Here is a 12,848-nt window from a genome sequence, read left to right as displayed (position 1 = left end):
GCCCGTCCGCGGGGCCTGGGCCAGGGCCGCCCGCGAGCTCGTCGTCCGGGGGCCGCCGGGCGGTCCGGGGGCGTCCGCGTCCGGCCCGTGAGGTGCGCCCGCCGGTTTCGAGTGACCGCCCTCACGGTCCTTGCCGGGCGTTGTTACTCATGGGTAGATTGGTGGGCGTAGCGGCGCCGCTCGTGTGCGCGCTCATCGTCATCCCCCTGGGAGGAGAGCCCCCGTGCCTCGTACCGCGAGGGACGTCGTCTTCGTCGACGGCGTCCGCACCCCGTTCGGCAAGGCCGGCCCGAAGGGCATCTACCACGAGACGCGCGCGGACGACTTGGTCGTCAAGTGCATCCGTGAGCTCGTGCGCCGCAACCCGAACCTGCCCGTCGAGCGGATCGACGAGGTCGCCGTCGCGGCGACCACCCAGATCGGCGACCAGGGCCTGACCATCGGCCGCACCGCCGCGCTGCTCTCCGGGCTGCCGAAGTCGGTGCCGGGCTACGCGATCGACCGGATGTGCGCGGGCGCGATGACGGCGGTCACCACCACCGCGGGCGGCATCGCCTTCGGCGCGTACGACGTCGTGGTGGCCGGTGGCGTCGAGCACATGGGGCGGCACCCGATGGGCGAGGGCGTGGACCCGAACCCGCGGTTCGTCTCGGAGAAGCTGGTCGACGAGTCCGCCCTGTTCATGGGCATGACGGCGGAGAACCTGCACGACCGCTTCCCCCATATCACCAAGGAGCGCTGCGACGCGTTCGCGGTGCGCTCGCAGGAGAAGGCCGCGAAGGCCTACGCCAACGGCGACATCCAGCCGGACCTGGTGCCGATCGCGATCCGCAACACCAACCCCGAGGTCGGCGAGACCGGCTGGGGCCTGGCCACGGTGGACGAGCCGCTGCGCCCGGGCACCACGATGGAGTCGCTGGCGGGCCTGAAGACCCCGTTCCGCCCGCACGGCAACGTGACCGCGGGCAACGCGGCCGGCCTCAACGACGGCGCCACCGCCTCGCTGCTGGCCGCCGAGGACGTGGCCCGCGAGCTGGGCCTGCCGGTCAAGATGCGCCTGGTCAGCTACGCGTTCGCGGGCGTCGAGCCCGAGGTGATGGGCATCGGCCCCGTCCCGGCGACCGAGAAGGCGCTGGCCAAGGCCGGCCTGACCATCGAGGACATCGGCGCGTTCGAGGTCAACGAGGCCTTCGCCGTGCAGGTGCTGGCGTTCCTGGACCACTACGGCATCGCGGACGACGACGAGCGGGTCAACCCGTACGGCGGCGCGATCGCGTTCGGCCACCCGCTGGCCTCCTCGGGCGTGCGCCTGATGACCCAGCTGGCCCGGCGCTTCGAGCAGCGGCCGGACGTCCGCTACGGCATCACCACCATGTGCATCGGCTTCGGCATGGGCGGCACCGTCATCTGGGAGAACCCCCACTTCGAGGGTGGTAAGTGACCATGAGCACCACTGAACTGCTGCAGCGCGCCGCCGAGCTGTTCCCCGGCGAGGTCGTCACCACCGCGCACGTGCGCCACCTGGACCTGCCGCTGCGGGCCGGCAAGCTGGCGCTGATCACCCTGGACAACGGCTTCGACCACACCAAGCCGACCACCTTCGGCCCGGGCTCGCTGGCCAAGCTCGCCGAGGCGCTGGACCAGGTCGAGGCGGAGGCCGCCGAGGGGAAGGTGGTCGCGGTCGCGATCACCGGCAAGCCGTTCATCTTCGCGGTCGGCGCCGACCTCAAGGGCGTCGAGCTGCTCACCGAGCACGCGGACGCGCTGGCCATCGGCAAGGGCGGCCACGACGTCTTCAAGCGGATCGCAGCGCTGCCCGTCCCGTCGTTCGCCTTCTACAACGGCGCGGCGATGGGCGGCGGCGTCGAGGTCGGCCTGCACTGCACCTACCGCACCGTCAGCGCGGGCGTCCCGGCGTTCTCGCTGCCCGAGGTGTTCCTCGGCCTGGTGCCCGGCTGGGGCGGCTGCACCCTGCTGCCGAACCTGATCGGCCCCGCCAAGGCGGTCAAGGTCATCGTCGAGAACTCGATGGCGCAGAACAAGCAGCTCAAGGGCCAGGAGGTGTTCGAGCTCGGCATCGCGGACGCGGTCTTCGAGCCGGCCGACTTCCTGGAGCAGTCGCTGCTGTGGGCGGCCCGGGTGCTCACCGGCGACGTGGTCGTCGAGCGCGAGGAGTTCGACCGCGGCAAGGCCTGGGACGACGCGGTGCTGTGGGGCCGCTGGGTCGCCGACGCCAAGGTGCACGGGGCCGCGCCGGCCGCGTACAAGGCGCTGGACATCATCCAGCAGGCCAAGGACGGCGACCTGCAGGCCGGCTTCGACGCCGAGGACGCGGCGCTCGCCGACCTGATCATGAGCGGGGAGCTGCGCGCCGGGCTGTACGCCTTCAACCTGGTGCAGCGCCGCGCCAAGCGGCCGTTCGGCGCGCCGGACAAGGCGCTGGCCCGCCCGGTGAGCAAGGTCGGCGTGGTCGGCGCCGGCCTGATGGCCTCCCAGCTGGCGCTGCTGTTCGCGCGCCGCCTGGAGGTGCCGGTGGTGCTCACCGACATCGACCAGCAGCGGATCGACAAGGGCGTCGGCTACGTCCACGCCGAGATCGACAAGCTGCTCGACAAGGGCCGGATCGGCAAGGACAAGGCCAACAAGCTCAAGGGCCTGGTCACCGGTCACCTCGACAAGGCCGTCGCGTTCGGCGACGCCGACTTCGTGATCGAGGCCGTCTTCGAGGAGATGGGCGTCAAGCAGAAGGTGTTCGCGGAGCTGGAGGCGGTGGTCTCGCCGACCGCCGTGCTGGCCACCAACACCTCCTCGCTGTCGGTCACCGAGATGGCGTCCGGGCTCCGGCACCCGGAGCGCGTGGTCGGCTTCCACTTCTTCAACCCGGTCGCGATCCTCCCGCTGCTGGAGATCGTCCGGGCCGAGAGGACCGACGACGCCTCGCTGGCCACCGCGTTCGGCGTCGCCAAGAAGCTGAAGAAGACCGCGGTGCTCACCAAGGACGCCCCGGCGTTCGTGGTCAACCGCATCCTGACCCGCTTCATGGGCGAGATCCAGAACATCATCGACGAGGGCACCCCGTTCGAGACCGTCGAGGCCGCGGTGAAGCCGCTCGGCCTGCCGATGTCCCCGATCGCCCTGCTCGAACTGGTCGGCCCGGCGATCGCCCTGCACGTCTCCGAGACCCTGCACGGCGCGTTCCCGGAGCGGTTCTCCGTCTCCGCGAACCTCGGCAAGGTCGTCGAGGCCGGCAAGCGCGGCTTCTACGTCTGGCAGGACGGCGCGCAGGTCCTCGACCCCGAGGTGCTGGAGCTGCTCACCTTCGGCGGGAGCGTCCTCACCGAGGAGCAGGTCCGCGCCCGCGCGCTGGACGCCGTCGCCCAGGAGATCGGCCTGATGCTCGACGAGGGCGTGGTCGGCGAGGCCCAGGACATCGACCTCTGCATGATCACCGGCGCCGGCTGGCCCTTCCACCTCGGCGGCATCACCCCGTACCTCGACCGCGAGGGCGTCTCCGAGCGCGTCAACGGCAGGAAGTTCCTGGCCCCCGGCCTGGCTTCGGTCCCCGTCTGACGCCTCCGCGCGCCGCAGGGCGGCACCCCGTTCCGTGACCGGAGCGGGGTGCCGCCCGCTTTCCGTATGCTGCCGGTCTTCCGGAAGGGGTGTGGGCGGGTGCTGGTGCTGGTGCACGGCGGGCTGTGGGACGAGGAGACGGACGCGGCGGCGTTCTGGGAGCGGCCCGGGGTGACGGAGGGCCTGCGCGCCGCCGGGATCGCCGTGACGGCGCCCGACCGGGCGATGCGGGCCGGGAGCTGGACGGCCGAGGCCGCGCACCTGGCCGCGCTGCTGCCGGACGGGCCGCCGGTCGTCCTGGTCGGCGGCTCGAACGGCTGCTCGGCGGCCGTCCGGCTGGCCCTGGCGGCGCCGGAACGCGTCCGGGGCCTGGTGCTGGCCTGGCCGGCCACCGCGGGCGAGGAACGGCTGGACGCGCGGATCCGGGCGGCCGTGCCCGAGGCGGCCGGACTGCTGGCCGGCGGGACGCTGCGCGGCGTCACCGACGCGGAACTCGGCGCGCTGCGCGTGCCGGTGGCCGTGCTGCCGGCCGTCCCGGAGAACCCCGCCCACCGGCGGCGCACGGTGGACGCGCTGCTGCGGCTGCTGCCGGGGGCGGTGGAGCTGCCGGGGTGCCCGGAGCCGCCGGCGCCGGGGTTCCGGCCCGGACCGCTCGTCGCCGCGCTGGCCGGGTGGGTCGCCTAGGCGGACGGGGCCTCGGCCCCGGGTGGGCAGGGGCCCGGCCAGGTGCCTCAGCGCTTCTTGAGGCGGTAGATGACGGTGTCGCCCGTGACGCCGACGACCTCGTAGTAGGTGTCGAGGAGGGTGGCGATCCGGGGGACCTTGTCGGGTTGGTAGGGGGCGGTGCCGGAGTCGTCGACGAAGACCTCGGGGAGGCCGTTGGCGGTGATCTCGTTGTCGAAGGTCTGCCAGGCGTCGGAGACGGAGTACTCCTCGCCGACCTTCTCGCCGCCCTTGCCGCCGCTGAAGTTGGTGAGGAAGCCGGCGGTGAGGTAGCGGCTGGCGGGGCGGCGGTCGGCGAGCCAGTAGAGCTCGGGGTGCATGCCCCAGACCAGGACGGTGTCCTTGGGGCCGGTCTGGGCGGCGACGGCGGTGGCGACCTCGGTGGTCTGGGTGAGGCGCTGGCCGGGCCAGAAGACGGCGAGGCCGACGAAGAAGGTGCTGGCGACGGTGGAGTAGGCCACCACGGGGCGCCAGGGGACGGTGGAGGTGGCGACCGCGCCGACGCCGAGCAGGACCAGCGGGGGCATCAGCTGGAGGTAGTAGTGGCCGAAGAAGTGGAAGCCGACCGAGACGGCGATGACCGAGGAGAGCAGCCAGACCCAGATGTCGGCGGTGGAGCCGCGCTGCGGGCCCTTCGGGGGGACGGGTCGACGGCGGCGGCGCAGCCACATCCGGTGGGCGTGGGGCAGCAGGAAGGCGAGGCCGGCGCTGAGCAGGATGGCCGAGTTGCCGAGGGCCCGGCCGAGCATCTGGGGCCAGTTGGAGCCGAGCACGGCGTAGTCGCCGGAGCCGGTGACCACCCAGAACAGGAAGCCCTTGGGCTTGGTGAGGATGGCGGCGACCAGCGCTATCGGCAGCGCGAAGCCGAAGCAGATCTTGGCGAGGGCGGGCGGCCAGGGGACGCCCCGGCGGCGGGTGTCCTGGAGCAGCATCCACAGGACGGGGAGCATGACGGCGCCGCCGGTCTGCTTGGTGAGCGAGCAGAGCGCGACGGCGATGCCGGCGGCCAGCCAGCGGCGGCGTTCCGCGTAGCGGAAGGCGAGCACCATGGCGGGCAGCATGAAGACTTCGAAGGTGGCGGCCTGGGTGTCCTCGGGCGAGAGGCCGATGGAGACCAGCAGGTAGATGACGCCGGCGTAGCGTCCGGCCTTGTCGCCCCAGCGGCCGCGGGCGGTGGAGGCGAGCAGGACGGCGGTGGCGAGGTGGGCGCCGATCGCGAGGGTGCGCAGCGGCCAGAGCGAGGCGGAGCCGAAGACGGCGAAGCAGGCCTCGTAGAGCCAGGGCAGCAGGGGGGGCTTGCGGTCGACGACGGTGTCGTAGAGGACCCCGCCGTCGGCGAGCATCCGGGCCTGGGTGGCGAGGTAGCCCTCGTCCGGGCTCCACACGGGGCGGAGGAAGGACGGCAGGTGGGTGACGGTGGCCAGGACCGCGAGCAGCGGGACCAGCCTGGTCCAGTACCCGGCGCGGACGTGCCCGTGCATGCGTTCGACGAAGGCACGGGGGCGGCGCGTGACGGAGAGGGGCACGGGTGACAACCTACCTGGCGCGAACGGGCCGGGGAGTGCCAGTCCAGGAATGAATATGACGGTCCGACGAACGGGCGCACCGTCGGGAGCCGTCGTTGCGGCTCCGCGACGGTGCGTCCACGGAGGTTCGGGAGGGTCAGCTCCGGGCGTAGGAACGGGCGCTGACCAGGGCTTCGATCCTGGCCGCGATCGCCGGGCCGGTCAGCCCGATCTCGGCCATGATCTCGGCGCGCGAGGCGTGGTCGAGGAACTCCTGCGGGATGCCGAAGTCGCGCAGCGGGACGTCCACGTCGGCGTCGCGCAGCGCCTGGGCGATCGCGGAGCCGACGCCGCCGGCCCGGCCGTTGTCCTCGACGGTGACCACCAGGCGGTGCTGGGCGGCCAGGCCGGGCAGCGCGGCGTCCACCGGCTTGACCCAGCGCGGGTCGACGACGGTGCTGGTGATGCCGCGTTCGGCGAGCAGGTCGGCGGCCTCCAGGCAGATCGGGGCCATCGCGCCGACCGAGACGATCAGCACGTCGGCGGCCTCGTCGGCGGTGCCGTCGCTCTCGCGGCGCAGCACGTCCATGCCGCCGACCTGGCCGACGGCGGGCACCGACGGGCCGACGCTGCCCTTGGAGTAGCGGACCACGGTGGGGGCGTCGGTGACCTCGACGGCCTCGCGCAGCTGCAGGCGGACCTGCTCGGCGTCGCGCGGGGCGGCCAGCCGCAGGCCGGGGACGACCTGCAGGATGGACATGTCCCACATGCCGTTGTGCGAGGCGCCGTCGGTGCCGGTGACGCCGGCCCGGTCGAGCACGAAGGTGACGCCGAGCCGGTGCAGGGCGACGTCCATCAGGACCTGGTCGAAGGCCCGGTTGAGGAAGGTCGCGTAGACCGCGACGACCGGGTGCAGGCCGTTGGTGGCCAGGCCGGCGGCGCAGACCGCGGCGTGCTGCTCGGCGATGCCGACGTCGAAGATCCGCTCGGGGTAGGCCTTGGCGAACGGGGCCAGGCCGACCGGGTGCAGCATCGCGGCGGTGATCGCGACGATGTCGCGGCGCTCGTGGCCGAGCGCGACCATCTCCTCGCCGAACACGGACGTCCAGTCCTTGCCGGCGGTCTTCACCGGCAGGCCGGTGTCGGGGTGGATCACGCCGACCGCGTGGAAGCGGTCCTCGTCGTTGTTCTCGGCGGCGTGGTAGCCGCGGCCCTTCTCGGTGATGCAGTGCACGATGACCGGGCCGCCGAAGCCGCGCGCCTTGGTGAGGGCGGACTCCAGGGCCTGCAGGTCGTGGCCGTCGATCGGGCCGATGTACTTGAGGCCGAGGTCCTCGAACATGCCCTGCGGGGCGATGAAGTCCTTCAGGCCCTTCTTGGCGCCGTGCAGGGTGTCGAACATCGCCTGGCCGACCACGGGGGTGCGCTGCAGCGCGTCCTTGCCCCAGGACAGGAAGCGCTCGTAGCCCTGGGTGGTGCGCAGCGTGGAGAGGTGGTTGGCGAGGCCGCCGATGGTCGGCGAGTAGGAGCGCTCGTTGTCGTTGACGACGATGACGACCGGCAGGTCGCGGCTGTCGGCGATGTTGTTGAGCGCCTCCCAGGCCATGCCGCCGGTGAGCGCGCCGTCGCCGATCACGGCGACCACCGGGCGGTCCTTGTGGCCCTGGATCTTGTTGGCCTTGGCCAGGCCGTCGGCGTAGCCGAGGACGGTGGAGGCGTGCGAGTTCTCGATCACGTCGTGCTCGGACTCGGCGCGCGAGGGGTAGCCGGACAGGCCGCCCTTCATCTTGAGCCGGGAGAAGTCCTGGCGGCCGGTGAGCAGCTTGTGGACGTAGCTCTGGTGCCCGGTGTCGAAGAGGATCCGGTCGCGCGGGGAGTCGAAGACCCGGTGCAGCGCGAGCGTGAGTTCGACCACGCCGAGGTTGGGGCCGAGGTGGCCGCCGGTCTTGGAGACCTCCTCGACCAGGAAGCCGCGGATCTCCTCGGCGAGCGCCGACAACTGCGCGGGCGTGAGTCGATCGAGATCGCGCGGTCCCCGAATGCGGGTCAGCAGGGCCACCCGTTCCTCCTCGTCCAAGTTCTCGCGCCCGCATGGGCCCGGAGGGCGTACGCCCCGCTTGAGTCTAATGTCCATTACCGGTCCGTAGTGCGGGGGGCAACCCGTCCAGCTCTTCGGGTGGCCGTGCGCGGAACGCGCCGAACCGCGCGACCGGCCCCGGGGATGGGGGGCGCCGGGCGCGCGGTTCGGGGTGGGGCCCGGGGTCAGCCCCGGCCGTGGGACTTCTGGGTGCGGCGGGAGACCGAGTCCAGGACCACCGCGGCGAGCAGCACCGCGCCGGTGATCATGTACTGGATGGCCTGCTGGGCGTGCACCATGTCCAGGCCGGTGGTGATGGACTGGATGACCAGCGCGCCGAGCAGCGCCGACCAGGTCTTGCCGCGGCCGCCGAAGAGGCTGGTGCCGCCGATGACGGCGGCGGCGATGGCGCTCATCAGGATGTTGCCGCTGCCCAGCGCCTTGTCCGCGGAGCCCTGCTGGGAGGCGATGAACAGGCCGCCGAAGCCGGCCAGGCCGGCCGAGATCATGTAGACCGAGATCCGCACCCAGGCGACGTTGATGCCCGAGCGGCGGGCCGCCTCGATGCCGCCGCCGACCGCGAAGATCTGCCGGCCGTAGGCGGTGCGGCGCAGCACGAAGTCGCCGAGCGCGACGACGCCGACCAGGATCACCAGCGGCAGCGGCAGGCCGCTGTCCTGGTTGAGCATGTAGGCGGCGACCAGCAGGACGACGCCGATCACGCCGGTGCGCAGCGCGATCTCGCTGACCGGGCGGGCGGGCAGGCCGGCCGCGGCGCGGCGGCGGGAGTCGAGCAGCTGGCCGCCGCCGAACAGCACGATGGTGACGATCGCGAACAGCCAGGCCCAGATGACGTCGCCGTCGCCCAGGAAGTAGGTGTCCAGGTTGGCGACGACGCCGTCCATCGGGTTGTTGACGGTGCCGAGGGTGCCCAGGACGAGCATCTGCAGGCCGTTCCAGGCCAGCATGCCGGCCAGGGTGACGACGAACGCGGGGACGCCGATCTTGGCGAAGAAGTAGCCGTGCAGGGCGCCGATGGCGATCGCGGCGGCGACCGCCAGCACGATCGCGAGCCACTCGTTGAGGCCCTGGCGGACCGAGAGCACCGAGGTGATGGCGGCGGTGGCGCCGGCCACCGAGCCGAGCGAGAGGTCGATCTCGCCGAGCAGCAGCACGAACACCACGCCGACCGCGATCAGGCCGGGGCCCGCGATCCACTTGGTGATGTTGGTGAGGTTGTCGGCGTTGAGGAAGGAGCCGGTCTTGAACTGGAAGATCGCGGCGATCACGATCAGGCCGACGACCACCGGCAGCGAGCCGAGCTCGCCGCTGCGGATCTTGCGGGTGAACTCGTCGAAGTAGCCGGCCAGGCCCTCCTTGCGGACCAGCAGGCGCGGGTCCACCGCGGGGGCGGCGGGGGTGGTGGGGGTCTCGGTGCTCACTTGGCTTCCTCCGCGATTCGGGCCTGACGACGTGTCACCGCGTTGTCGGTGGCGCCGGTGATGGCGGAGATGATCTCCTCGTGCGAGGTGCCGGCCACCTCGAAGCTGCCGTTGTTGCGGCCCAGGCGGAGCACCGCGACGGTGTCCGCGACGGCCTTGACGTCGGCCATGTTGTGGCTGATCAGGATCACGCCGAGGCCGCGCTGGCGGAGCCGCTCGACCAGGTCCAGGACCTGGGCGGTCTGCTCGACGCCGAGGGCCGCGGTGGGCTCGTCCAGGATGACGATCTTCGGGTCGCCGACCAGGGCGCGGGCGATCGCGACCACCTGGCGCTGGCCGCCGGAGAGGCCGGCGATCGGGATCCGGACGCTGGGGATGCGGATCGACAGGGTGTCGAGGAGCTCGCGGGCGCGCTTCTCCATCGCGACCTCGTCCAGGGTGCCGAAGCGCTTGAGCTCACGGCCGAGGAAGAGGTTGCCGACCACGTCCAGGTTGTCGCAGAGCGCGAGGTCCTGGTAGACGGTGGCGACGCCGAGCTGCTGGGCGTCCTGCGGGCGGTTGATGGCGACCGCCTTGCCCTCCCACTCGATGACGCCCTCGTCGATCGGGTGGACGCCCGCGATGGTCTTCACCAGGGTGGACTTGCCGGCACCGTTGTCGCCGACCAGGGCGACGACCTCGCCCGCGTGGACCTCCAAGTGCACGTCGGTGAGCGCCTGAACGGCACCGAAGCGCTTGGAGACCCCGCGCAACGCCAGTACGGGTGCGCCTGTCACGTGAACCAACTCCTTGAGTCCCGTGCCGGACCTGACGTTTCCGGCACGGCCGTCCCGCGCGCCGGGCCGGGCGCGCGGGGTAGTGCTGCTGCCGTGTTGCTTGAAGTGCTTGAAGTGCTGGGGGTGGAACGGGGGCGGGCGGGGGCTCCCGGGTGGTCAGGGAGCCCCCGCCGCGCGGGTGTTACTGCAGGCCGGCCGCGGTGCAGGCGGCGGCGTAGTCGGCGGTGCAGATGTCCGCGACCGTGTAGAGCTTGTCGGCGATCACGGTGTCCTTGATGTTCGCCTTGGTGACGACCTTCGGCTCCAGCAGCTGGGCCGGGATGCCCTTGTCGGTGTCGCTGTCGATGGTCGAGGTGGCGACGGACTTGATGTCCTTGCCCTGCAGCAGGTTGACCGCGAGCTGGGCGGCCGAGTCGGCCAGCGGCTTGTAGGCCTTGTAGATGGTGTAGGCCTGGTCGCCGGAGACCAGTCGCTGGATGGCGTCGAGGCCCGCGTCCTGGCCGCCGACCGGGACGTTGATGCCCTGCGACTTCAGCTGGGTGATGATGGCCGCGGCCATGCCGTCGTTGGCCGAGTAGACGGCCTGGAAGCCGTCCTTGCCGAGCTGCGAGATCGCCGCGCCGACCTTCTGGCCCGCGACGGTGGGCTTCCACTCGCCGCTCTGCTCGTAGACGACCTTCTTGACCTTGCTGTCCAGCACCTTGTGGGCGCCCGACTTGAACTTGCCGGCGTTCGGGTCGGCGTCGTCACCGTTGATCATCACGATGTTGGCGTCGGCGGCCTTGGCGCCCAGCGCGTCGACCAGGGCCTGGCCCTGCAGCTCGCCGACCTTCTCGTTGTCGAAGGAGACGTAGGCGGAGACCGGGCCGGTGGCCAGGCGGTCGTACGCGATGACCTTGACGTTCTTCTTCGCGGCCTCGGCGACCCAGGCCTGGGTCGACTTGGCGTCGAACGCGTCCAGGATGATCACCTTGACGCCCTGCGCGATCAGGGTGTCGAACTGCTGCTTCTGCTTGGCCGCGGAGCCCTCGGCGTTGTTGTACTCGACCTTGCAGTCGGCGCACAGCTCCTTGACCTTGGCCTCGATGAACGGCTTGTCGAAGGACTCGTAGCGGGTGGAGGAGGCGTTCTCCGGCAGCAGGAGGCCGATCGACTTGCTGTCGCCCGAAGCGGCCGCGTCCTTCTTCTTGTCGTCACCGGCCTTGCCACAGGCGGCCATGGTGAGAGCCATCGAGACAGCGACAGTGCCGACGGCGACGCGACGCATCATTGCGTTCATGGTGGGGGGAGCCTCCCTGACAGAGCCGCGAAATGTTGCGGCGAGGTGGGCAGGAGTCAACCCCGTGACGAAGCTTGTCGTCAATAAGTAAAACCGGGACCCCCCGGATTCAAACCCTTTCGTTATCTTCCTGAAGGCTCACCTGATACCAGGCGAGCCTCCTGACGTCCCTCGGCGTGACTCAGAGCACGCCGGTCTCCCCCATCTCGCTCATCACCAGGGCCAGCGCGCCGAGCACCTCGGCCCGGCCGCCGAGCGTCCCCGGGACGACCGACAGCTGCCGGGCGGCGCTGGGGATCGCGTACCGCGCCACCGAGTCCCGGATCGGGGAAAGCACCAGCTCACCGGCTTCCGCCAGGTCGCCGCCGAGGATCACCCGGCGGGGGTTGAGCAGGTTGCACAGGGTCGCCACGCCCATCCCGATCTGCCGGCCCGCGTCGGCGATCACCCGGCGGCAGCCGAGGTCGCCCTGCTGGGCCAGCTGCACCACCCGGCTCAGGCTCAACTCGCCCGGGTGGTTGGCGTTCAAGAGGTTGAGCAGGTAGCGGGAGCCCACGAAGGTCTCCAGGCAGCCCCGGTTGCCGCAGCGGCACACCGGCCCCGCCTCGTCCAGCGTGATGTGCCCGATCTCGCCCGCGGTGCCGCCCGGGCCCCGGTAGATCTGGCCGTTGATCACCAGTCCGGAGCCGACGCCGCTGGCCACCTTGATGTACGCCAGGTCGCCCAGGCCCCGCCCGGCGCCCCAGACCAGCTCGCCCAGCGCGCCCAGGTTGGCGTCGTTGTCCACGTGCACCGGCATGCCCAGGCGCCCGGACAGCTCCTGGCCGGGCATCACGCCCGTCCAGCCCGGCAGGATCGCGGTCGAGCCGAGCGCCCCGGTCTCCACGTCGATCGGGCCCGGCACGCCCAGGCCCACCCCGATCACCTTGTCGGCCGGGAAGCCGGCCTGGCCCAGCAGCCGCTCCACCATCCGCTCGGCCCGGTCGAAGCCCTGCTGCGCGGAGACGTCCACGTCCAGCGGCTCGCTCTCCTCGGCCAGCACCCGGTGCGCCAGGTTGCCCACCGCCACCCGCAGGTGGGTGTGGCCGAAGTCCACGCCGACCACGATCCCGGCGTCCCCGCTCAGCGACACGCTGCGCGCCCGCCGCCCGCCCGAGGAGGTGTCCGCCACCACCACGGTGCCGGACTCCTTGAGCTCGCGGACGATGTTGGACACCGTCGCGGCCGACAGTCCCGTGCCCCGGGCGATCTCGGCCTGGGTCAGCGAACCGGCCATCCGCACCGCCCGCAGCACCCGCTCGAGATTGGCCCGGTGCAGTGAGGACTGCGATCCCGGTGTGTCCGTCGACATGTTCCACCCTCCTGGGCGTACGTGCGGTTCGTCTGAAGTTCAGCTTCAACTTCTGAACTCTATGCTCCGGTACTGCTCGGAGGGGGAGTCAAGCACGAACACGGATCGTTACTCGCATGGGAGGA

Annotated in this window: 9 protein-coding genes; 3 read left to right on the top strand and 6 right to left on the bottom strand. The window is 71.6% G+C overall.

Annotation, left to right across the window (positions count from 1 at the left end):
* Window positions 1–223: 223 nt before the first annotated feature.
* From ACZ3J7_RS17740 to ACZ3J7_RS17730, 3 genes are all read left to right on the top strand, one after another.
* Window positions 224–1,441 carry a thiolase family protein gene (locus ACZ3J7_RS17740; RefSeq protein WP_465621732.1) on the top strand — a complete coding sequence of 406 codons (1,218 nt, stop codon included), beginning with the start codon at window positions 224–226 and terminating at the stop codon, window positions 1,439–1,441.
* A gap of 2 nt (window positions 1,442–1,443) precedes the next feature.
* Window positions 1,444–3,570: a 3-hydroxyacyl-CoA dehydrogenase NAD-binding domain-containing protein gene (locus ACZ3J7_RS17735; RefSeq protein WP_465621730.1), complete on the top strand. Its 2,127-nt coding sequence runs from the start codon at window positions 1,444–1,446 to the stop codon at window positions 3,568–3,570.
* 99 nt (window positions 3,571–3,669) lie between these two features.
* Complete coding sequence (locus ACZ3J7_RS17730; protein WP_465621728.1) at window positions 3,670–4,254, top strand: alpha/beta fold hydrolase; 585 nt, start codon at window positions 3,670–3,672, stop codon at window positions 4,252–4,254.
* A gap of 47 nt (window positions 4,255–4,301) precedes the next feature.
* Here ACZ3J7_RS17730 and ACZ3J7_RS17725 read toward each other — a convergent pair whose 3' ends face one another.
* The 6 genes from ACZ3J7_RS17725 to ACZ3J7_RS17700 form a co-directional block, all read right to left on the bottom strand.
* Window positions 4,302–5,819, bottom strand: coding sequence for an ArnT family glycosyltransferase (locus tag ACZ3J7_RS17725; protein ID WP_465621726.1), 1,518 nt, complete (start codon window positions 5,817–5,819; stop codon window positions 4,302–4,304).
* Window positions 5,820–5,955: 136 nt separating this feature from the next.
* Window positions 5,956–7,857: a 1-deoxy-D-xylulose-5-phosphate synthase gene (dxs, locus tag ACZ3J7_RS17720; RefSeq protein WP_465621724.1), complete on the bottom strand. Its 1,902-nt coding sequence runs from the start codon at window positions 7,855–7,857 to the stop codon at window positions 5,956–5,958.
* A gap of 203 nt (window positions 7,858–8,060) precedes the next feature.
* Window positions 8,061–9,317, bottom strand: coding sequence for a sugar ABC transporter permease (locus ACZ3J7_RS17715; RefSeq protein WP_465621722.1), 1,257 nt, complete (start codon window positions 9,315–9,317; stop codon window positions 8,061–8,063).
* The gene (locus ACZ3J7_RS17710; protein ID WP_465621720.1) at window positions 9,314–10,102 is read right to left on the bottom strand and encodes an ATP-binding cassette domain-containing protein; all 789 of its coding nucleotides are present in this window, start codon (window positions 10,100–10,102) and stop codon (window positions 9,314–9,316) included. Before ACZ3J7_RS17710 ends, ACZ3J7_RS17715 begins: the two co-directional genes overlap by 4 nt.
* Before the next feature lie 172 nt (window positions 10,103–10,274).
* Window positions 10,275–11,372 (bottom strand): substrate-binding domain-containing protein, encoded by a 1,098-nt coding sequence (locus ACZ3J7_RS17705; RefSeq protein ID WP_465621718.1) that lies wholly within the window; start codon window positions 11,370–11,372, stop codon window positions 10,275–10,277.
* A 181-nt stretch (window positions 11,373–11,553) separates the two neighbouring features.
* Window positions 11,554–12,723: an ROK family transcriptional regulator gene (locus ACZ3J7_RS17700; RefSeq protein WP_465621716.1), complete on the bottom strand. Its 1,170-nt coding sequence runs from the start codon at window positions 12,721–12,723 to the stop codon at window positions 11,554–11,556.
* Window positions 12,724–12,848 lie beyond the last annotated feature (125 nt).

The sequence above is a fragment of the Kitasatospora sp. NPDC015121 genome (genome assembly GCF_055562955.1).
Note: the sequence above shows the minus strand (reverse complement) of the source record. Positions and strands in the feature narration are given on the sequence as shown.

Bases quoted from the DNA above. Each gene is read 5' to 3' on its own strand.
- ACZ3J7_RS17735 (WP_465621730.1), top strand. From the start codon at position 1,444: ATGAGCACCACTGAACTGCTGCAGCGCGCCGCCGAGCTGTTCCCCGGC.
- ACZ3J7_RS17705 (WP_465621718.1), bottom strand. From the start codon at position 11,372: ATGAACGCAATGATGCGTCGCGTCGCCGTCGGCACTGTCGCTGTCTCG.
- ACZ3J7_RS17700 (WP_465621716.1), bottom strand. From the start codon at position 12,723: ATGTCGACGGACACACCGGGATCGCAGTCCTCACTGCACCGGGCCAAT.